20 protein-coding genes and 2 pseudogenes are annotated in these 19,012 nt (G+C 70.3%); 20 read left to right on the forward strand and 2 right to left on the reverse strand.

Features of this window, described 5'->3' with window-relative positions:
* Window positions 1-217 precede the first annotated feature (217 nt).
* Both NP777_RS42545 and NP777_RS42550 read left to right on the forward strand, forming a co-directional pair.
* Window positions 218-922 (forward strand): O-methyltransferase, encoded by a 705-nt coding sequence (locus NP777_RS42545; protein WP_256655559.1) that lies wholly within the window; start codon window positions 218-220, stop codon window positions 920-922.
* Window positions 915-1,739 carry a 2-phosphosulfolactate phosphatase gene (locus NP777_RS42550; RefSeq protein ID WP_256655560.1) on the forward strand — a complete coding sequence of 275 codons (825 nt, stop codon included), beginning with the start codon at window positions 915-917 and terminating at the stop codon, window positions 1,737-1,739. The genes NP777_RS42545 and NP777_RS42550 overlap by 8 nt, the downstream gene beginning before the upstream one ends.
* 351 nt (window positions 1,740-2,090) lie before the next feature.
* On the opposite strand, the gene NP777_RS42555 is transcribed toward NP777_RS42550, so the two are convergent.
* Both NP777_RS42555 and NP777_RS42565 read right to left on the reverse strand, forming a co-directional pair.
* Window positions 2,091-2,426, reverse strand: a complete 336-nt coding sequence (locus tag NP777_RS42555; protein WP_391858685.1) for a Tn3 family transposase — start codon at window positions 2,424-2,426, stop codon at window positions 2,091-2,093.
* Window positions 2,423-2,680, reverse strand: a complete 258-nt coding sequence (locus tag NP777_RS42565; protein ID WP_256655561.1) for a type II toxin-antitoxin system Phd/YefM family antitoxin — start codon at window positions 2,678-2,680, stop codon at window positions 2,423-2,425. The genes NP777_RS42555 and NP777_RS42565 overlap by 4 nt, the downstream gene beginning before the upstream one ends.
* A 323-nt stretch (window positions 2,681-3,003) precedes the next feature.
* Here NP777_RS42565 and NP777_RS42570 point away from each other — a divergent pair, with 323 nt between their 5' ends.
* From NP777_RS42570 to NP777_RS42655, 18 genes and pseudogenes are all read left to right on the forward strand, one after another.
* Window positions 3,004-3,642, forward strand: coding sequence for an HAD family hydrolase (locus NP777_RS42570; RefSeq protein ID WP_256655562.1), 639 nt, complete (start codon window positions 3,004-3,006; stop codon window positions 3,640-3,642).
* A 69-nt stretch (window positions 3,643-3,711) separates the two neighbouring features.
* On the forward strand, window positions 3,712-4,884 hold the full coding sequence (locus NP777_RS42575; RefSeq protein WP_256655563.1) for a helix-turn-helix domain-containing protein: 1,173 nt from the start codon (window positions 3,712-3,714) through the stop codon (window positions 4,882-4,884).
* Between the two features lie 280 nt (window positions 4,885-5,164).
* Entirely contained in the window at window positions 5,165-5,767 is a 603-nt protein-coding gene (locus NP777_RS42580; protein ID WP_256655564.1) for a hypothetical protein, read from the forward strand.
* Window positions 5,764-6,003, forward strand: a complete 240-nt coding sequence (locus tag NP777_RS42585) for a hypothetical protein (protein ID WP_256655565.1) — start codon at window positions 5,764-5,766, stop codon at window positions 6,001-6,003. Before NP777_RS42580 ends, NP777_RS42585 begins: the two co-directional genes overlap by 4 nt.
* 106 nt (window positions 6,004-6,109) lie before the next feature.
* On the forward strand, window positions 6,110-6,253 hold the full coding sequence (locus tag NP777_RS42590) for a hypothetical protein (RefSeq protein ID WP_256655566.1): 144 nt from the start codon (window positions 6,110-6,112) through the stop codon (window positions 6,251-6,253).
* Window positions 6,254-6,814: 561 nt separating this feature from the next.
* The gene (locus NP777_RS42595) at window positions 6,815-7,897 is read left to right on the forward strand and encodes a LacI family DNA-binding transcriptional regulator (RefSeq protein WP_256655567.1); all 1,083 of its coding nucleotides are present in this window, start codon (window positions 6,815-6,817) and stop codon (window positions 7,895-7,897) included.
* On the forward strand, window positions 7,894-8,856 hold the full coding sequence (locus NP777_RS42600) for a carbohydrate ABC transporter permease (RefSeq protein ID WP_256655568.1): 963 nt from the start codon (window positions 7,894-7,896) through the stop codon (window positions 8,854-8,856). Before NP777_RS42595 ends, NP777_RS42600 begins: the two co-directional genes overlap by 4 nt.
* Window positions 8,856-9,710, forward strand: coding sequence for a carbohydrate ABC transporter permease (locus tag NP777_RS42605; RefSeq protein WP_256655569.1), 855 nt, complete (start codon window positions 8,856-8,858; stop codon window positions 9,708-9,710). The genes NP777_RS42600 and NP777_RS42605 overlap by 1 nt, the downstream gene beginning before the upstream one ends.
* Complete coding sequence (locus NP777_RS42610) at window positions 9,710-11,038, forward strand: ABC transporter substrate-binding protein (protein ID WP_256655570.1); 1,329 nt, start codon at window positions 9,710-9,712, stop codon at window positions 11,036-11,038. The genes NP777_RS42605 and NP777_RS42610 overlap by 1 nt, the downstream gene beginning before the upstream one ends.
* 62 nt (window positions 11,039-11,100) lie before the next feature.
* On the forward strand, window positions 11,101-12,204 hold the full coding sequence (locus NP777_RS42615; RefSeq protein WP_391858686.1) for an ADP-ribosylglycohydrolase family protein: 1,104 nt from the start codon (window positions 11,101-11,103) through the stop codon (window positions 12,202-12,204).
* Window positions 12,205-12,215: 11 nt separating this feature from the next.
* Complete coding sequence (locus NP777_RS42620) at window positions 12,216-13,460, forward strand: ADP-ribosylglycohydrolase family protein (protein ID WP_256655579.1); 1,245 nt, start codon at window positions 12,216-12,218, stop codon at window positions 13,458-13,460.
* Entirely contained in the window at window positions 13,457-14,635 is a 1,179-nt protein-coding gene (locus NP777_RS42625) for an ADP-ribosylglycohydrolase family protein (protein ID WP_256655571.1), read from the forward strand. Before NP777_RS42620 ends, NP777_RS42625 begins: the two co-directional genes overlap by 4 nt.
* The gene (locus NP777_RS42630) at window positions 14,635-15,984 is read left to right on the forward strand and encodes an ADP-ribosylglycohydrolase family protein (RefSeq protein ID WP_256655572.1); all 1,350 of its coding nucleotides are present in this window, start codon (window positions 14,635-14,637) and stop codon (window positions 15,982-15,984) included. Before NP777_RS42625 ends, NP777_RS42630 begins: the two co-directional genes overlap by 1 nt.
* Window positions 15,981-16,385: pseudogene (locus NP777_RS42635) on the forward strand (PfkB family carbohydrate kinase); the annotation flags it as partial. The gene NP777_RS42630 and the pseudogene NP777_RS42635, both read left to right, overlap by 4 nt.
* Window positions 16,371-17,174, forward strand: a pseudogene (locus NP777_RS42640) (ADP-ribosylglycohydrolase family protein); the annotation flags it as partial. The pseudogenes NP777_RS42635 and NP777_RS42640, both read left to right, overlap by 15 nt.
* Window positions 17,171-18,082: a ribokinase gene (gene rbsK / locus NP777_RS42645; RefSeq protein ID WP_256655573.1), complete on the forward strand. Its 912-nt coding sequence runs from the start codon at window positions 17,171-17,173 to the stop codon at window positions 18,080-18,082. The pseudogene NP777_RS42640 and the gene rbsK, both read left to right, overlap by 4 nt.
* Window positions 18,079-18,285, forward strand: a complete 207-nt coding sequence (locus NP777_RS42650; RefSeq protein ID WP_256655574.1) for a hypothetical protein — start codon at window positions 18,079-18,081, stop codon at window positions 18,283-18,285. The genes rbsK and NP777_RS42650 overlap by 4 nt, the downstream gene beginning before the upstream one ends.
* A gap of 442 nt (window positions 18,286-18,727) precedes the next feature.
* Window positions 18,728-19,012: hypothetical protein (locus NP777_RS42655; RefSeq protein ID WP_256655575.1), on the forward strand; the 285-nt coding region annotated here is incomplete at its 3' end.

Genomic DNA, 19,012 nt, shown 5'->3' on the forward strand with positions numbered 1-19,012 from the left:
CCACGGCTGCGGGGCATCGAAGTGCCGTGTCCGGGGAGTCGAGGGTCCTCGTGGCCGCGCCCTCCGGTCCTGGGCCTGACGAGCCTAGATAGGCACGCCCACCGTCCCGTCGACTACGGCCGCGGTTGGAACAGGCCAGACGTGTTCGACATGCGCATGAAGTACCAGAACAAGCGCCGCACTCATCGTGCGGACGCACCGGAAACAAGGAGCTGACATGGAATCCACCCGTTCTGCGGCAGATCGCAGCGTTCCACCCGCGCTCGACGCGGCTGAAGCGAATGAGGCTGTTCGGCAAGGGGTGTGCGGCGTGACGGCGGCAGGTGAACCCATACGCCTCGCCGGTGCGCTCGAGCTCGCCGCGCGGTTCGATCTGCCTCCCGTGCGGCCCGAGAACAGGATCCCGACGTCCTGCCTGCCCGGGGTCGGCCGACTGCTGGCGACGCTCGCCGCGAGCACGAGCGTGCGACCGGAGGCTGTTGTCCTGGAACTCGGTACAGGAGCGGGCGTCGGCACGGCCTGGCTGACACACGGCCTGGCTCCGGGCGCGCGGCTGATCACGGTCGAGGCCGAAGCCGAGCGGGCCGCCGCGGTCGGCGCCCTGTTCGCCGGGGAGCCCCGGGTGAGCGTGGTCCACAGCGACTGGCACACGGTCGAACCCCCGAGTGGCGGTGCGTGCCTGCTGTTCGCCGACGCCGGGCTGCGCCGCGAGATCCACCCACCGGCTTGGGACGCGATCGTCGACCTGCTCGACATCGGTGGGCTGATTGTCTTCGACGACCTCACCCCGCCCGGCGGTCCGACTCTGCTGGACAACGAAGAGGACAAGCGGCGGTTCGTCTTCGGGCATCCACGGCTGCGGGGCGTCGAAGTAGCCGTGTCCGGGGAGTCGAGCGTCCTGGTGGCCGCGCGCCATGCATGAGTTCAGCGCCTCGGACCTGCCGAGCGCTCCGTTCGAGCCCTGGCCGACCGCACATCTGCACGTCGAGTGGGGCGGCCAAGCCGCCCAGCTCGCCGCCGACCGCGGCGACGCCGTCGTGGTGGTCGACACGCTCACCTTCTCCACCACGGTGACCATGGCGGTCAGCCGGGGCGCGGCCGTGCTGGCCCTGTCCCGCGCCGAAGTGGCGCGGCTGAGCGGCCCGGACGGGGTCGCGCAGACCTACCAGGTGGCGCCGCCAGCGCTCACCCAGGGCGGAACAGACGCGAAGCTCACGCTGTCTCCCAGCAGTGTCGGCAACGTCGCCTGCGGCGACCGGGTCGCGCTGACCTCGATCAACGGCGCCGACATCGTCCGCAGCGCCCGGCACGCCGCAGTGCTGCTCGCCGGATGCCTGCGAAACCGAACGGCGGTCGCCCGCTGGTGTGCCAAGGCCTTGATCGACGGCGTGATCCCCCGGGTGACGGTCATCGCCGCCGCCTCACATTGGTCGTCGATGCTCACTGTCCCCGAGGGGATGCGCCCGTCCGTCGAGGACTGGCTCGGTGCCGGAGCGATCGCGGCCGCAGCGCAGGCACTCGGTGTAAGCCTGTCGACTGAGGCCGAGGCCGCCGCGTTGACCTACGCCGTCGCCGAGCGCGACGGCCTGGACCAATGGCTGCGCGGTTCGACCACTGGCCGCGAGATGATCCAGAAGAACTTCGCGCCCGATATCGACGAAGCCGCCCGTCTCGATCATGACGACACCGTGCCACTACTCGACGGCCGGGGATTCTTCGTCACCTCCGACCACCGGTGACCAGCTTCACCCTCGCCCATCAATGACCGTCGAGCACGCCAGGGACTAGGAGGCCCACGACCTCAGCGCCGACGACCTGCCGAGCCGGGTGTACGAGCCTCTCGCCGAGGCCGCCCGCCGCCCAAAGGTTTGGGCGGCGGGCGAGCGGCTGCCCGTGACTTGAGACGAGGAACTCAGCCGCGCACCATCACCTCACGGCTTCCTGGTCAGGGCCCTGCGCGGGCAGCTCGGACGTCACCGCAAACGAGACCCAGGCTAACGGCATCGCCGTCACGCACCTCGTTCGTGGTCCTCATGATGCCGAAACTGCCCGCTTCAGGCGGCCGTGGCAAAACCGGGCACGGCCAGGTCCTACTCGCGCAGCAGGGTGAACTCGATGTCGAGCTTCGGGTCGTACGCCTCGGGCTGAATGCTGAGCTCGTGCGTTGAGTACTCGCCGAACCGGTTGATGTGCTCAGTCAGGTACGGCGAGATATGGGCCAGATCCTCCGGGTCGATCTCCCATCCCTCCTCCAGGCGCTGCCGGACGATCCCCGCGATGTCCAGGGCATCGTAGAAGAGGACACCGCGTTCGTGAGCAGCGCGGTCGACAGCGGCCATCAGCTGCCGCAGGCCGTCAGGGTCGTCCTTGAGGAACCGGGCAGCCGCGTTCACCGCGACCTCGTCCCAGATGATCGCGTAAGTCAAGAAGCGGGCCTCAGCCCGAGCTGGGCACGCACCTGCTCGTGCGGCACACCGGTGGTCTCGCCGGACGCCTGCCGCGCCCGGTACTGCGCCAGGGCCAGGGCGTCCTCGAGGTCGGCCAGTTCCTGCGGGTTGATCAGGACCGCCGCCGGCTGGCCATGGTCGGTGATGGTGATGCGCTCACGGGCATGCGACGCGCGACGCACCAGCGACCCGAACCGGGCCCGAGCCTCCGTGATCGGCAACGTGTCACTCATGTATAGAACCGTACACTTCACGCGCCTCGCGCCGTCACCATTCCGCCCACGAATACAGACGAGCGATAGGTTGAGATGCGTGTACGACTGCCGCTCCTTGAACCAAGAAAACGCAAAGCCCCTCTACCATCGCAGGTCGCGAAGGGTGCTCTCCGCGCGAGCGGAGGTGAGCCGCCGGTCGACCAGGCGCCGCCCCATCCGCTCCAGTGCTCTCCGCGCGAGCGGAGGTGAGCCCCCGCCGGCACGAGGCCCGTGCTCTCCGCGCGAGCGGAGGTGAGCCGCCGGGGGTCCGCTGCTCCCTGACCTTGTCCTAGGCTGCCTGCATGATCCGCGCTGTGGCCCTCGATGTTGGCGAGACCCTTATCCGGGATGACCGCGTGTGGGCTGTCTGGGCCGACTGGCTGGACATTCCCCGGCACACGCTCTCAGCCCTCATCGGCGCGGTCGTCGCTCAAGGGCGCGACAACGCGGAGGCCCTCCGGCTTATTCGACCGGACATCGACATTGCCGCGGAGAGGGCCGCCATGGAGGCCGCCGGGCTAAGTGAGCAGATAAGCGAAGACGATCTCTACCCAGACGTACGCCCAGCCCTCGCCGCTCTCCGCAAGTCAGGCATGCGAGTCGTGATCGCAGGCAACCAGACGGCGCATGCCGGGAAGCTGCTGCGAGCCCTGGACCTCCCGGTCGATGAGATCGCGACCTCGGGAGAGTGGGGCATCGCGAAGCCGGACCCCCGCTTCTTCGCCCGTGTTCTGGACCTGGCAGGAACCGCGCCCGATGAGATCGTGTACGTAGGCGACCATCCTGCGAACGACACCCAGCCAGCCAAAGCAGCGGGGATGCGCGCTGCGCATCTACGCCGTGGACCGTGGGGCCACCTGTGGGCTGGCACGGCCGAGACAGCCGCCGCTGACTGGCACCTCGATTCGCTGCACGATCTCGTACTACTCGCCACGCCATGAGCCGAGCGGCCCCACCGCGATGGGGCCGCTCGCTACCGTTCGGAGAGGACGCACCGAACGGAGCATCAGTTGCCCAAGGATCTTGGCAAGCGTGTGGCCTATCAGCGCCGTATCGCTCGCATGACGCAGCAGGAACTCGCAGACGCCGCCGGGGTACACGTCGGCACCTTGCGGAAGATCGAACGCGGAGCGCGGGGTGCTGGCGACAGCGTGGTGGAGTCCCTCGCGGCTGCTCTAGGTGTCGACCCATCCGTCTTGCTGGGCAGTCGGGACCGGACGGACGCTCGCGTCCACGATGCTATGCCGTCCCTGTCCGCCGTCATCGCCGCGTACGAGGCGCCAGATGAAGGGCCAGCGCGGCAGCTCGGAGAACTCCGCACTGCAGTGGATGAGGCGGTGACCTGGCGTCTGGCCTCGCAATACGTCCGGATCGCACGCCAGCTACCCCCACTTATCAGTGAACTAATCCGCGCCTTCCACCTTGCTCCGCCCGAAGAGCAATCGGAGTTGGCCAGCCTGCTGGTTGCCGGGCTGCGAACGGCTGACGCCGTGGCGTACAAGTACGGCGCCCGAGATCTGTCTGCTCGCCTGGTAGATCTGATGCGCTGGGCAGCTCCGTACGCGGACAATCCACTGTTGGACGCCACCGTCGCCTACGTGCGCACCGAGACCTTCTTCGATGCTCGTGCACACACCGCTGGACTGCGGATGCTGCAGACCGCGATCGACAGGGCACCTACCGGTCGAGATGACGCGGAGATCGCCGCTCGGGGTGCCTTGCACATGCGGGCAGCGGTGATCGCTGGCCGCGCCGGTCTCGTGGAGGCTGCAGACCAACACCTCGCGGAAGCTCTGCGGCTAGGAGACGCTGTACCAGAGGACGTCTACCAGGGCACGGCGTTCGGTCCAGACAACGTCCGCATCCATGAGGTGTCCGTCGCGGTCAGCCTCGGCCGCGATCACGTTCACCGAGCGCTCGATGTCGCCAACAAGTGGGCGCCGCCGCATGATCTGCCTGCAGAGCGGCGGAGCGGGTACTACATCGAGGTAGCCCGCGCTCAACTGTGGTCGGGACTCCCGCGAGATGCGTTCGAGTCCTTGAAAGTCGCCCGTCATACCGCGCCTCAGCACACACGCGATCACCCATGGGTGCGGGAGGACGCTGCCACGCTCCGTCGCCTGCGGCGCGCTGACGCGGAGAGCCTCAGCAACTTCGCTGAGTGGTGCCATGCGGGCGAGTGACCCTGGCTGACCCTCGCTGGGTCACTTGTGGCCCTTCCAGCGGAGAACCATCTACCTGTCCACACCGACCAGGCAGATGGGACAGCACCAGCCATGGCCGAACCCTTGCGTGTGCCCATCAGCGAGCACATCAGCATCGCACGGCTCCACGGCGAGGCGTGCTTTCGCTGCGGAGCCGTCGCCCGGACGCTGTACGCCGCCGGGCACATCAGCCTCCCCGGCCGGGATCGGGTGTGGCCTGTCGTCGTCTGTGAAGACCACCGCGACCGAGGCGAGCCGAATGTCAGCTGACTTTCTCAAGCCCCCATCATGGACACCGCCACCCGCCGTGGACGTCGAGGCGTTACCCGCGGGCAAATGGTGGGACGCCGTGCGGGCCGCGCCCCTCGTCGGCGAACGCGCCCTCAAAACGCTCGACGACGAAACCGGCGCCGTGATCCAGGACGAGCGCGGCACCCTATACTGGCTCGTCGCCGTGGGCTCCGCTGAGCGCTGGCGCCTGCGGCAGGTTCGCATCCTGGCCGAACTCACCGACGAGAGTACGTACCTCGGCGTACCGCCCGCCTCCTGGACGAAGGGCCCCGAGACCCACTGGCGCGTGCCCCTCGGCCCCGGCCGCTACCTGACCCACCCCTGGAAGCTGTGGGAAGCCCTGGCCGAGGCCGACCGCGCCGAGTACGGCCGAGCACCCGAGGGCCGCCAACTCTGCTACCGCTGCCGCCTCCCGACCGACGAGCCCATCCCCGTCGAGGTAGAGGCCGGCCGCAGCGACGTCGGCAAGCTCACGTACGCATGCCCGCCGCACGCGCCGCTCTACTCGAAGCGTCGGCCGCGGACCCTCACGAGCGCGACCGCGGCCGAGCACGAGGGACGGCCCCGATGACGACCTGCCCACAGCCCTCCCTGCTCCCGGGCATATCGCTGCCGGACCCCGAAACCCTGACCGGGCACCAACTGCGCGGCTGGAACTGCGCCCTATGCGGACAGCGGCTGTACGCCGACCAACTGCTCGGCACGGTCGAGTGGACCTGCGGAGGCGTCACCAAAGAGGACATCGAACTGTACGTATGCCGACCGCTCTGCGCTGGTGCGGCTCAGCAGGGTGGTGGTCGTGGGTGAGCGCCTGGACGAAGGCTTCGTCTCCCCGACTGCGCGCTGTGTGGAACGTGCGGCGCGAGCAACCGCCCCCACCCCGCCGGGGAAGGCGGAGTCGGGGAGGCGCCGGATGAGGCACCGCCGACAACCCGTCGCTGTGTGGGCCGGGCTACTGGTCTTCCGCGCCGCCCGGCGGGTCCTGCTGCTCTGTGTGCTCCCCGCGCTGCTGGTGCTCGCGGTCTACCTCTGCTTCGCGGGTACCCCGGCCCCATAGACCGGGTGGGCCGCCGGCGCCCGGGGATCCCCCGCCCCAGGACTTCGCCGCCGGCGGCCCATCCTTCCCGGCACCCTGCGTCGGTGCAGCCGGGACAGCCGCCGACCGCAGGGCAGGGACTCCGGCCCCCGAGATGGGGATCGCGAGGGCCGGAGTCCCCATACAGAGAAGCCCCGCCCCGGACGCGCGCTTGGACGGCCAGCGGTGCTCTCCGCGCGAGCGGAGGTGAACCGCGCTGGAGGCGGCGTTCCGGCGGCGCCTGTACGTGCTCTCCGCGCGAGCGGAGGTGATCCGCCGGAGGAGCGGACGGGGACGAACACGGAACTCGGGGACTATTGCTCACCCGATACGGGCGGGAGGACGCTCGCGCGTGCGGGGCGGGCTTCTCCGGGTACTTGTTGCCAGCCTCCCACCGCGGAGGACCTCCACACCCCCGAAGAGATCGCGATCCCATTCGCAAGGGTCTTGACACCGCTGTAACTCCCCAGCAATATCTGTAAACGTTTCCAGTAGCTGTATACGTTTACGGCAAGAGTGCATCACCGACACAAAGGGGCGAGTATGGTGACATCAGGCGCGGGCTCAGGGTCACCGACCATCGTGTCCATCGCCGAGCGCGCAGGCGTCTCCATCGCCTCTGTCTCGCGCGTGCTGAACGGGCTCAGCACCCGCCGCGCCACCGAGGAGAGGGTGCGCAAGGCAGCCGCCGAGCTCGGCTACGTGCCCAACTCCGTCGCCCGGTCGCTGAAGGGCGGTCGGACCCGGCAGCTCACCTTCGCGATGCCCGACATCGGCAACCCCGCCTACGTAGCGATGGTGCGGGAGATCCAGGTCGTCGCGAAGGCGGCGGGCTACCGCCTCCTCCTGCACTCCACCGACGCCGTCACCGAAGACGAACTCGCGGTCGTGCACAGCCTCGCCGAGCGCACCAGCGACGGGCTCATCATCTGCCCGATCCGGATAACTCCCCAGCACGTCGAGGCAATCGAGCAGGCCAGCGCTCCCGTCGTCGTGATCGGCTCACCGCCGCCGGACGCGGCCCTGGACTGCGTGCAGACCGACTCCGCCATCGGGGCGCAGAAGGCGGTGTGGCACCTGGCTGACACCGGCCGCCGCCGGATCGCCCTCATCAACGGCCCGGTCGACACCGTCCCGGGCCGCAACCGCGACGAGGGCTACCGCAAGGCCCTCACTGACCGCGGCCTCAGCTACGACCCCGGTCTCACCGCCGTCACCGACTTCGCCGTCGCCGCCGGCACCGCCGCCGCGCACGAACTCCTGAACCGCCGCCCCGACCTGGACGCGATCTTCTGCGCCAATGACCAGCTGGCCCTCGGCGCCGTCCAGACCCTGCACGCCCGCGGCATCCACATCCCCGAGGACGTCGCCGTCGCCGGCATGGACGACAGCGTGCTCGCCCGCGCCGCCTGGCCGCCGCTGACCAGCGTCGACCTCTGCTCCTCCAAGCGCGGCCGGCTCGCTACCGAGCTGCTGCTGGAGCGGCTGGGCGAGACTGCGGCCGAGCAAGGCGAACAAGCCGAGCCGGCCGAGCACCCCGAGGACACCCCCGCTGCCCCCCGCCGTACGACTACCGAGCCGCGGCTCGTCGTGCGCGAGTCCACCGTCCCGGCGAGGTCCGCATGAGTCTGACGAGCCTCAAGCTGAAGCCGCAGGCTTCGGGAAACCGTGGCACCCCACCACCGCGCACCCCCGCTCAGCGCAAGGCCACCCTCGGCCTGGACCGCGGCGGCTGGTTTCTGCTGCTGCCCGCGCTGATCCCGATCCTGATCCTCAGCGTCGGCCCGCTGCTGTACGGCGTCTCGCTCGCCTTCACCGACTCGCAGTCGGGCCGCACGAACCCCACCCAGTTCATCGGCCTCGACAACTTCGCCGACCTCGGGAACGACTCGCTCTTCTGGGACTCCTTCCGCATCGGCATCATCTGGGCGGTCTGCGTAACCGCGCTGCAGTTGCTGCTCGCGCTCGGGCTGGCGCTGCTGCTCAACCAGAACCTGCGCTTCCGCTGGCTGGCCCGCACCCTCGCGCTTGTCCCCTGGGCGATGCCAGAGGTCGTGGTCGGCATCATGTGGCGGCTCGTCTACCACCAGGACGCGGGCATCCTCAACGCCACCCTGAAGGACCTGGGCTTCATCAGCGAGAACGTCGACTGGCTCGGCTCCTTCTCCCTGGCTCTGCCCGCCGTCATCGTCGTCGGCATCTGGGCGGGCATGCCGCAGACCACCGTGGTGCTGCTGGCCGGGCTGCAGAACGTACCCGGCGAGCTGCGCGAGTCCGCGGCGCTGGACGGCGCCGGGATCTGGCGCCGCTTCACCGCAGTCACCTGGCCCGCGATCAAGCCGGTCATCGTCGCGATCACGGCGCTGAACTTCATCTGGAACTTCAATTCCTTCGGCCTGGTATACGTCCTCACCCAGGGCGGGCCCGGCGGCGAGACCCGGCTGCCGATGCTCTTCGCGTACGAAGAGGCCTTCAAGTACGGCCAGTTCGGCTACGCGGCCGCGATGGGCCTGGCGATGATCGCCGTCATCGCGGTCTTCCTGACCATGTTCCTGCGCAAGCGTCTGAAGGAGGAGGCCGCCTGATGTCCACCGCAGGTTCCCTGCGCGCCAAGCGCGCCGCCGGTCGCACCGGCCAGTACGTCGCCCTCCTCGCCTACCTCGTCTTTCTCGCCTTTCCGCTGCTGTGGCTGGTCTCGACGGCCTTCAAGCCACCGAAGGAACTCGGCTCCATCGACCCGACGTGGCTGCCGAAGACCTGGACGCTGGAGAACTTCCGGGTCGCCTTCGACTCCCAGCCGCTGCTGCACGCGGCGCTGAACAGCCTGATCGTCGCCGTATCCGCGGCCGTTATCACGGTCACCATCGCCATCCCGGCGGCGTACGCGATGGTCCGCTACAAGTCCAAGGTCTCCACGGCCGGCACCGGCTGGATCCTGCTCAGCCAGATGTTCCCGTTCGTGCTGATCATCATCCCGCTGTTCCTGGTGCTGAAGAACCTGCACCTGATCAACTCCATCGGCGGGTTGATCATCGTATACGTCGTCTGGAACCTGCCCTTCTCCCTCTGGATGCTCCAGGGGTACGTGAAGGCCGTGCCGATCTCCCTGGAGGAGGCCGCTGCCATGGACGGCGCCAGCCGCTTCCGCACCCTGGTCAGCGTGGTCTTCCCGCTGCTGACGCCGGGCCTGGTGGCCACACTGATGTTCTCCTTCGTCACCGCCTGGAACGAGTTCTTCTTCGCCCTTGTCCTGCTCAAGTCCCCAGAGAACCAGACGATGTCCGTCATCCTCACCCGCTTCCTCGGCGCCGAGGGCGTCGCGGACCTCGGGCCCCTGGCCGCCGCGTCGGTGATCGCCATGATCCCGAGCCTGCTGTTCTTCGCCCTGCTCCAGCGTCGGCTGGTCAGCGGGATGCTCGCCGGGGCGGTGAAGGGCTGATGCCGCGCTCGTACCAGAAGAGCAAGCTCACCGCACTCGCCGCTGCCGCCGCCCTCACCCTCCTCGCCGGCTGCGGCAGCGGCGACGACACCGCCGGCGGCAAGGTCACCCTCGACTACCTCTCCCTCGCCTGGCAGAAGGAGTCGATCGAGGCGAACAAGAAGCTGGTCGCGCAGTTCAACAAGACCCACAAGGACGTGCAGGTCAAGTACGTCCAGGGCGCCTGGGACAGCATCCACGACCAGTTGCTCACCTCCTTCGAGGGCGGCGAGGCGCCGGACATCATCCACGACGAGGCGGCCGACCTCACCGACTTCGCGTACGGCGGCTACCTCGCCGATATCACGAAGCTGCTGCCCGCTGACCTGAAGCAGGACATCCCCAAGTCCTCCTGGGACATGGTCTCGATGAACGGCGGCATCTACGGCGTCCCGTTCCTGCAGGAGCCGCGGATGATCATCGCGAACAAGAAGCTGCTCAAGGCGGAACGCGTCCGCACCCCGACCCCGGACAGGCCCTGGACCTGGGACGAGTTCGAGCACATCAGCAAAAAGCTCACCAAAGACAAGAACGGAGACGGCCGCACCGATCAGTACGGCGTCGCCTGGGGCATGAACGAACCGGTCAACCAGTCGGTGAACCTCTCGCTCTCCACCGGCGGCGAGATCTTCACCAAGGACACGACGGACGACGGGACCAAGAACAAGGTCCGCTACGGCCCCGACGAGTCCGCCGTCGCCCAGCTGATCAACCGCCAGGTCAACAAGGACCACACCTCCCCGAAATCCAGCCTGAGCATGAAGAGCTCCGACACCCTCCCCGGCTTCTTCGCCGGGCGGTACGCGATGGTGCCGCTGAACTTCTCCTTCCGGCAGCAGGTCTCCCAGCAGGCCCCCGACGACTTCGATTGGGAGGTGCTGCCGATGCCCGCGGGCAAGGCCGGCATCGCCCAGGGCGTGAGCCCGCAGACTCTGTCGATCTCCAAGGACAGCAAGCACAAGAAGGCGGCGATGGAGTTCATCGCCTACATGTCGCAGCCCGGCCACATGGCCGAGCTCGCCAAGGGCGACTGGATGCTGCCCACCAGCAAGGAGGCGATGAAAGACCCGGCGATCAACCGGAAGAAGTACGGCTGGAGCGCGGGCGCCGCCGTAGCGAACTCACTCAAGCCTTCCCCCATGCTGGACGTACGCGGCTACACCGAGTGGTCGGACAAGCTCGCTACCCCCGCCTACCAGCGCTTCTACAACGGCGACACCGACCTGGAGGGCCTGCGCAAGTCGCTCGTGGAGGACGGCCAGCGGGTGCTCAACAGGTACCAGCGCTGACCGGGCACGACCGGCCCGCCCAACCCAGCGAGCGCCACGTAACGAAAGAGGACGATCGGCACATGAGCAGCACCGCAGAACCAGTAGGAGAGGGGCGGACGGCCGCGCGCCGCCCGCGTCTCCGCCCCGTATCACCCCCACCGGCCGGCGCAAGCGAAGGCCGCACCGCCCGCGACCGGGCCCGCGGTGCCATGCTGGGCCTCGCCGTCGGCGACGCGCTCGGCGCGCCCGCGGAGAACCTCAAGCCGTCCCAGATCCGGGAGCGCTGGGGCCGGATCGAGGACTTCGTTACGGATGACCCGGCGGGCACGGACGACACCGAATACGCGATCTTCTCCGGACTGCTGCTCGCCGAGCACGGCAGCGGTCTGACGGTCGAGCACGTGGAGCACGCCTGGCACCAGTGGATCGTGGACCTTGACGAGGGCCCGTTCAAGGGCGCCGGCTTCTCCGAGCGCGGCACCCTGGAGAACCTCCGCCGCGGTCTGGCGGCGCCCATCTCCGCCCAGCACCGCCACTCCTGGAGCGACGGCCTGGCGATGCGCGCGGCGCCCTTCGGGGTGTACGCGGCCGGCCGCCCGGCCGAGGCGGCCCGCCTGGTCGCCATCGACGGCACGGTCAGCCACGACGGCGAGGGCATCTACGGCGGCAAGGCGGTGGCCGCGGGCGTCGCGGCGGCGATGGTGAGCGACAGCCCCGACGCGGTCGTCCAGGCCGCCCTCTCCGTCATACCGGAGGACTCCTGGACCTCCCGCTCCCTCCAGCGCGCGGTGTCGGCGGCCCGCCAGGCGCGCCTCAACCCCGACGCGACGCCGCTGTCCATCGAGCGCGCGGTGCGCACCTCGGTGATCATCGGCGGCTACCCGTGGACGGACCTGGCACCGGAGGCCGTGGGCCTGGCCTTCGGCGCCTTCACGGCCGCCCGCGGCGACTTCACGACGGCCGTCCTGACCGCCGTGAACATGGGCCGCGACGCCGACACCACCGCTGCGGCGGCCGGCTCCCTCGCGGGCGCGCTGCGCGGCGCGTGCAACATCCCCGAGGCGTGGGCGGACGCCATCCGCCCGGTCCGCGGCACCTGCCTGCCGTCGATGAGGGGCCATCACGTAGTCGAGATCGCCGACCGGCTCTCACCGGCGGATGAGGGAGACAGGGCCGCCTCGTGACCCCAGCCCCCATCGTCACCGAATCCGCCCATACGGAGCCCCCGCGCGGCCCCGAACCGAACCGCATCGAGGGCTTGCTCCTGGGCATCGCCTCCGGCGACGCCGCCGGCTGGCCCTCGGGCAAGCACCGCGCCGCCCGGCTGCCGGAGTGGACCCGCCAGCTCACCCGCGAGCTGGACACCTTCGCCGAACAGAACCAGACCACAACCCTCCCGGTCCCCATAGCTCTGAACCAGCCCCCGGAGCCGCTGCGTCTCGGCCCGTCCGACGACGCGGAGTGGGCGGCGTTCACGGCCCAGGCGGTGCTGTCCGCAGGCACCTCCCTGCACAGCGACCTCACGGTCGACCAGCGCGTCCGCTCCGCCCTCACCCTCGCCTGGAACGCCCTGGCGGACGAGGTCGCGGCAGCGGCGGAACGCGCCGACGAGATCGAATCGGCGAAGATCCCGATCCGCGCCCGCATCTCGGTACGGGCCGGCCTGGGCAATCTCGCCACCGGCCTGCGCCCGCCCGCGACCGGCCACGACAACCCGCACTACTTCGACGACGCGGCCTGCGTACGGGCGGCGGTGCTGGCCGTCGTCCACCCCGGCGACCCGGCCGCCGCCGCTGAACTGGCCGAGTTCGACGCCCGCTTCACCCAGGACGGCGACGGCGTGCACGGCGCCCGCGCCATCGCCGCGGCGGTGGCGGCAGCGCTCGGCGGCGCCGCCGTGGACACCTGCGTGGACGCCGCGCTCGCCCAGCTCCCCGAAGGCACCGAAATACACAGAAACGCCGTCCGCGCGGTCCAGCTCGGCCGCTCCGCGGTCGCCGCCCGCCCCTACCTCCCCGGCAACGCCTTCGCCCTCGTCCCCGTCCTCGAGCACGAGATTGTCGACCACGTCTACAGCTACGGCATCGCCGCGGCCGAGACGGTCCCGGTCGCGCTGGCAGTGGCCACGGCGTCGGCGGGCGCGATCACGGAGGCCGTCCCGGCGGCCGCCTGCCTGTCCCGGGTCGCCGACTCGGCCCCCGCCCTGGCGGGCGCGCTGACCGGCGCGATCGGCGGCGCCGCGGTCCTCCCGGCGACCTGGCGGGACGCCTGCCGCATCCTCTCGGGCTGCGCCCTGCCGAACCTCGCGGCCACGGACCTCGTCGACCTGGCCGCACAGCTGACAGCCAACCAGCTGGCCGAGACCTCGCCTGACCAGCACCCTCCTGCCACCACAGGAAACCCCACCCCCTCTACAGAGGAAGGACCCCTCGCATCATGACCGCGCCCACCACCACGACTTCAGCCACCGCCACCCCGCCCCTCGCCGACCGCGCCACCGGCTGCCTCGTCGGAGCCGCGGTCGGCGACGCCCTCGGCGGCCCGGTCGAAGGCTGGAGCCCCGAGGCCATCGTCGAACGCCACGGCGGCCGGGTGCAGGGCATCGTCGAGCCGTTCCACAAGGACGAGTGGAAGACAGCCCGCCCGATCTCCCCGTACCACAAGGGCGACGGCCACGTGACGGACGACACCTTGATGACGCACGCCCTGGTCCGGGTGTACGAGCAGGTCAGGGACCACCTGGATGCGTACTCGGTGGCGGACTACCTGGTCCCCGACCTGATCGGTACCCCGCGCTGGATCCCGGAGCTGGAGGCGGAAGCGCTGCCGCTGCAGCGGATCTTCCTCGCGGAGAAGTGGATCGTGGCGCGGATTCATTACGGCCATGTGGACCCCCGCGAGGCGGGCGTCGGAAACATCGTCAACTGCGGTGCGGCGATGTACATGGCGCCGGTGGGCGTGGTCAACGCAGGCAATCCGGCCGCCGCTTACGCGGAGGCGCTGGATATGGCGGGCACCCACCAGTCCTCGTACGGACGGGAGGCGGCGGGTGTCTTCGCGGCGGCGGTGGCGTCGGCGTTCAAGCCGGGCGCGACGGTGGACTCCGTGATCGCCGATGCGCTGGCGCTGGCAAAGGACGGCACGAAGACGGCGATCGAGGCGGTGTGCGAAGTCGCTGTGCGCTACGACGACTTCGAGGACGCGCTGCAGCCGCTGCGGGCGGCAGTGGAACCGTACGACACGGTGGGCCCGGAGTACCGCAAGCCCTCGCTGGGCGCACGCCGTCCGTCGCGGCTGCACGCGATCGAGGAGCTGCCCGTGGCGCTCGGCATGCTGGTCGTGGGCCGCGGCGACTTCCGGCACACGGTGCTGGGATCGGTGAACTATGGCCGCGACTGCGACTCGATCGCGACGATGAGCGGGGCGATCGTGGGCGCGATGCGCGGCGCGGACGCCGTTCCGGCGGAGTGGTCGTCGGAGGTCGCACGGGCCAGCAAGCTGGACCTGGTCGCGCCGGCGACGTCCCTGGCGGAAGTCGCCAGTGAGGTCTTCCGCAAGGACGTCGAGCGCCGCCGCGCCCACGAGGCCACCTTCCGCACGATCGCGGGGTTCTGATGCTGCGTCAAAGCTGGGTCCAGCCGGAGGACCTGATCGGCCACGAGCTGCGCCAGGCGGCGCAGGACGGCCGCGATGCGAGTGCGGTGCAGCGGTGCTGGCTCGCGGCCGGCGGCCACCTCGCGCCCGAGCGTGCGGGGGCTTCGGCGGAGCCGGTGGATCCGGCGCTGCGGCGGCTGGCGGAGTCGCTGCTGGACGAACTGGCCGCGCTGCCTTCGCCGCTGGCGGCGGATGACCCGACGCAGCTGGCGTCGATCAAAGAGCTGTGCCTGGACTGGCCGGATGCGGCCACCGGTGTCACCACGGAGGAACGACTCCACGCCGCCTGGCTCGGGCGCGCCGTCGGCTGTCTCCTCGGCAAGCCCGTGGAGAAGATGACGATCGAGGGAATCCGGGCTATCGCCCGGGACACCGGCAACTGGCCGCTCCACACCTGGTTCTCCGAGGTCGGCCTGAGCGACGAGCTCCGCGCCGCGTACCCGTGGAACAGGCGCTCCCGCCCCACCTCCCTCGCCGAGAACATCGACGGCATGCCCGAGGACGACGACCTCAACTACCCCCTCCTCGGCCTGCTCCTCCTCGACCGCCACGGCCACGACTTCACCACCGACGACGTAGCGAAGCTATGGCTCGACGAGCTCCCCGCCGGCCGCACCTTCACCGCCGAGCGCATCGCTTACCGCAACCTCCTCGACGGCATCGAACCACCGCACACCGCCTCCCACCGCAACCCCTTCCGCGAATGGATCGGCGCCCAGATCCGCGCCGACATCTTCGGCTGGACCAACCCGGGCAACCCCGCCCGAGCCGCCGAACAGGCCCACCGCGACGCCACCCTCACCCACACCGCGAACGGCGTCTACGGCGAGATGTTCGCGGCCGCCGCCATCGCCGAAGCAGCAGCCGGCACCACTGACGTGCACGCCGTCATCGCGACCGGCCTCTCTGTCGTCCCGCCCCGCTCCCGCTTCGCCGAAGCCATCCGCTTCGGCATCGAACAGGCCCGTACGCACACGGACTTCGAGCACGCCGTGGACGCGCTGCACGCCAAGTACGCCGACCACCACTGGGTCCACGTCCTCCCCAACGCCGCCCTCCTCGCCGCCGCCCTCACCCACGCCGACGGCGACTTCAACGCGTCCATCACCAACGCCGTCTCCGGCGGCTGGGACACCGACTCCAACGGCGCCACGGCCGGCTCCATCGCAGGCCTGATCGCAGGCACGCCAAAGGCGCTCCCGCACCGCTGGACCGCCCCGCTGAAGAATCGCCTCTCGACCACCGTCGGCGGCATGAACGGCATCGGCTTCGACGAGCTCGCCGCCCGCACCCTGAAGGCCTGCACATGACCACGAGCCTCGCCGTACTCGGCTCCACCAACATGGACCTCGCCGCGTACGTGTCCACGCCACCCCAACGCGGCGAGACGGTGACCGGCCGCGAGTTCCGTACGATCCCCGGCGGCAAGGGCGCCAACCAGGCCATCGCAGCCGCCCGTGCCGGGGGCCACGTATCCATGATCGGGGCGCTCGGCGACGACGACTTCGCGACCCAGCTCCGCGCCGCGCTGAGCGACACCGGTGTCGACACCGTCGGCCCGCGCACCGTCCCCGGCCCTAGCGGCACCGCGCACATCGTCGACGACGGCGGCAACGCCATCGCCGTCGTCCCCGGCGCCAACGGCACCGTCACCGGCCTCGCCGCCGGCGACGAGGGCCGTATCGCGGGGGCAAGCGCCCTCCTCCTCCAACGGCACGGCCACGGCTTCACCACCGAGGACGTGGCCACACTGTGACTCGACGAACTGCCGGCCGGGCGCACGTTCACCGCCGAGCGCATCGCCTACCGCAACCTGCTCGACGGACTGGAACCGCCCGCCACCGCACGGCACCGCAACCGGTTCCGGGAGTGGATCGGCGCCCAGATCCACGCCGACGTCTTCGGCTGGACCAATCCAGGCCGACCGGCTCGCGCCGCCCTGCTCGCCCATCGCGACGCGGTGCTGACGCATACGGCGAACGGGACGTACGGCGCCATGTCCGTGGCAGCCGCACTGGCACACACCGCCCGGGCCCCGGCCTACAACGATCCACGATGCGCTGGAAACCGGACTGCGCTACATCCCGCCCCGGTCGCGCTACGCGGAGGCGGTCCGCTTCGGCATCGAAGCAGCGCGCCGCGCCGAGCCCTCCGGTACGCCCGCGGGCTTCGAGACCGCCGTGGACGCTCTCCACGCCCGGTACGCGGACGACTACCACTGGGTACACGTCCTGCCGAACGCCGCGCTGCTCGCCGCGGCCCTCACGCACGCCGACGGCGACTTCTCCGGCTCGATCTGCCGGGCTGTCCCCGGGGGCTGGGACACGGACTCCAACGGAGCGACAGCCCGCTCGTTCGCCGGGCTTCTCACCGGCTCCCCCGACGCCATGGACGCCCGCTGAACGGCTCCGCTGAGGAACCGCCTGCCACCACGGTCGCGGGCTTCGACGGCATCGGCTTCGACCAACTGGCAAAGCTCACGTCGGAGGTGTCCGCATGACCTCGACCGCTCCGCCCCTCGCCATACTCGGCTCGGCCAACATGGACCTGGTCGCCTACGTCCCTCGGGCCCCGCGGATGGGGGAAACCGTCACCGGACGCACCTTCCGCACGATTCCCGGCGGCAAGGGCGCCAACCAGGCCATCGCAGCCGCCCGTGCCGGGGGCGACGTCACCATGATCGGTGCGGTGGGTGACGACCTCTTCGGTTCCGAGATCCGCGCCACCCTCACGGAGGCGGGTGTCGGCACGACCGCCCTGCGCACGGTTCCGGGCGCGACCGGCACGGCGCACATCGTGGTGGACGACAACGGGGGCAACACCATCGTCGTCGTCCCCGGCGCCAACGACACCGTCACCTTCCTCGCCGAGGGCGACGAGGCTCGTATCGCCGCCGCGGGCGCGCTGCTTCTCCAGCTCGAACTCCCGATGGAGGGCGTGCTGGCGGGCGCTCGAGCCGCCCGTTCGCACGGGGTTCGCACCGTACTGACCCCTGCTCCGACGCAGCCGATGCCCACCGAACTGCTCCAGCTCACCGACCTGCTGGTCCCCAACGAGCACGAGGCCCGGGCGCTCACCGGAACCGAGGACCCCTATGAGGCAGCCCGGCTGCTGCTCGACCAGGTACCCGAGGTCGTGGTGACGCTCGGGGCGAAGGGCAGTCTGTATGCCGCCCGCGGTGCCGAGCCCGTCACAATGCCCGCGTTCCCCGTCCGGGCCGTGGACACCACGGCGGCCGGCGACACCTTCGTGGGCGCTCTGGCCGTGGCGTGCGGCCAGGGCCGCTCCATGGCCGACGCGATGGCCTGGGCCTCGGCGGCCTCCGCCCTCAGCGTGCAGTGCGCGGGAGCCTCGTCCTCCATGCCCACCCGCACACGGATCGACGCCTTTCACAAGGAAGCACAATGACCGATCAGCACAAGCCCGGTGACCGGCCCCGCTCCGAGGGCCCGCTTCAGGGAATCCGCGTCCTCGACCTGGCCACCCTCCGCAGGAAGTGGTGGAGGCCGCGCATGGCGACGCCGGCGCCCTCGCTCGACGGCCGTTTCGTGGACGCGGCAGTCGTCGCGGACGCCCGGCGGGTCCTGGCCCTCGCGGAGCGGTTGGGATGAGCGGTCTTCGCCCGGCCGGTGCCGCACCACGCCGCGCGCCTGGACGTACTTCCGCCACGGGACGTCAGGGTTGCCCGTTTCCGCGCGTTCACACAGGGCCCGTCGGCTCAGGACGCTCGGCTGGAACAGTGAGGTGGGCGGCCCCATGACAAGCGCCCCCACTCGGCCGGGCGGCCACTGCTCCGTCACCGTCCGCTCGTGCCCCCGCGGCATCGGCGATGGGCTCGACCGGCCCGGCCTGCGCTGGCTGTCGGTGCGATCGGCGGTCCTGGGAGAGGAGGTTGCCTGCTGGGCCCGGATCCTACCGGGGAACGGCCCTTTCCCCGTGCTCCATCTGCTGCACGGCCACGGGGCCGCCTAACCGACGCGGTCCGGCTTCTGGATCGTCTGCGGGCGGCCGGGGCGGACGGCGCCGTCGAACCGCAAGGGCACGGCGCCCGGCGTGCAACTGTACGTCGGCAAGGCCCTCGACAACGGCGGCTCGGGCGCTCACTCGGCCATCATCGCGGGCATGGAATGGGCTGCGCCGGTGGTGAGCATGAGCCTGGGCGGCAGCGCCACGGACGGCACCGATCCCTTGTCCAGGCCTCGGAGTCCTAGTAGGCTGTCGCTGCTTAGTTATGGCATGCCTGGGTGGGAGGCTGGTATCTGGCAGATTCCTTCCCTTCGGCCAGACAGGACTGTTGTCGTGGGTTCGCAGAAGAAGTGGCCGGTCAGGTTGACCGTA

The sequence above is a fragment of the Streptomyces rugosispiralis genome (assembly GCF_024505145.1).
GTDB classification, from domain to species: Bacteria; Actinomycetota; Actinomycetes; order Streptomycetales; family Streptomycetaceae; genus Streptomyces; species Streptomyces rugosispiralis.

What these genes read in the sequence shown, in the direction of transcription:
- NP777_RS42630 (WP_256655572.1), top strand. Translation starts at nt 14,635, where the DNA reads ATGCTGCGTCAAAGCTGGGTCCAGCCGGAGGACCTGATCGGCCACGAG.
- NP777_RS42550 (WP_256655560.1), top strand. Translation starts at nt 915, where the DNA reads ATGCATGAGTTCAGCGCCTCGGACCTGCCGAGCGCTCCGTTCGAGCCC.
- NP777_RS42590 (WP_256655566.1), top strand. Translation starts at nt 6,110, where the DNA reads ATGAGGCACCGCCGACAACCCGTCGCTGTGTGGGCCGGGCTACTGGTC.
- NP777_RS42545 (WP_256655559.1), top strand. Translation starts at nt 218, where the DNA reads ATGGAATCCACCCGTTCTGCGGCAGATCGCAGCGTTCCACCCGCGCTC.
- NP777_RS42580 (WP_256655564.1), top strand. Translation starts at nt 5,165, where the DNA reads ATGTCAGCTGACTTTCTCAAGCCCCCATCATGGACACCGCCACCCGCC.
- NP777_RS42595 (WP_256655567.1), top strand. Translation starts at nt 6,815, where the DNA reads ATGGTGACATCAGGCGCGGGCTCAGGGTCACCGACCATCGTGTCCATC.
- NP777_RS42625 (WP_256655571.1), top strand. Translation starts at nt 13,457, where the DNA reads ATGACCGCGCCCACCACCACGACTTCAGCCACCGCCACCCCGCCCCTC.
- NP777_RS42570 (WP_256655562.1), top strand. Translation starts at nt 3,004, where the DNA reads ATGATCCGCGCTGTGGCCCTCGATGTTGGCGAGACCCTTATCCGGGAT.
- NP777_RS42565 (WP_256655561.1), bottom strand. Translation starts at nt 2,680, where the DNA reads ATGAGTGACACGTTGCCGATCACGGAGGCTCGGGCCCGGTTCGGGTCG.
- NP777_RS42600 (WP_256655568.1), top strand. Translation starts at nt 7,894, where the DNA reads ATGAGTCTGACGAGCCTCAAGCTGAAGCCGCAGGCTTCGGGAAACCGT.
- NP777_RS42650 (WP_256655574.1), top strand. Translation starts at nt 18,079, where the DNA reads ATGACCGATCAGCACAAGCCCGGTGACCGGCCCCGCTCCGAGGGCCCG.
- NP777_RS42615 (WP_391858686.1), top strand. Translation starts at nt 11,101, where the DNA reads ATGAGCAGCACCGCAGAACCAGTAGGAGAGGGGCGGACGGCCGCGCGC.
- NP777_RS42605 (WP_256655569.1), top strand. Translation starts at nt 8,856, where the DNA reads ATGTCCACCGCAGGTTCCCTGCGCGCCAAGCGCGCCGCCGGTCGCACC.
- NP777_RS42610 (WP_256655570.1), top strand. Translation starts at nt 9,710, where the DNA reads ATGCCGCGCTCGTACCAGAAGAGCAAGCTCACCGCACTCGCCGCTGCC.
- NP777_RS42585 (WP_256655565.1), top strand. Translation starts at nt 5,764, where the DNA reads ATGACGACCTGCCCACAGCCCTCCCTGCTCCCGGGCATATCGCTGCCG.
- rbsK (WP_256655573.1), top strand. Translation starts at nt 17,171, where the DNA reads ATGACCTCGACCGCTCCGCCCCTCGCCATACTCGGCTCGGCCAACATG.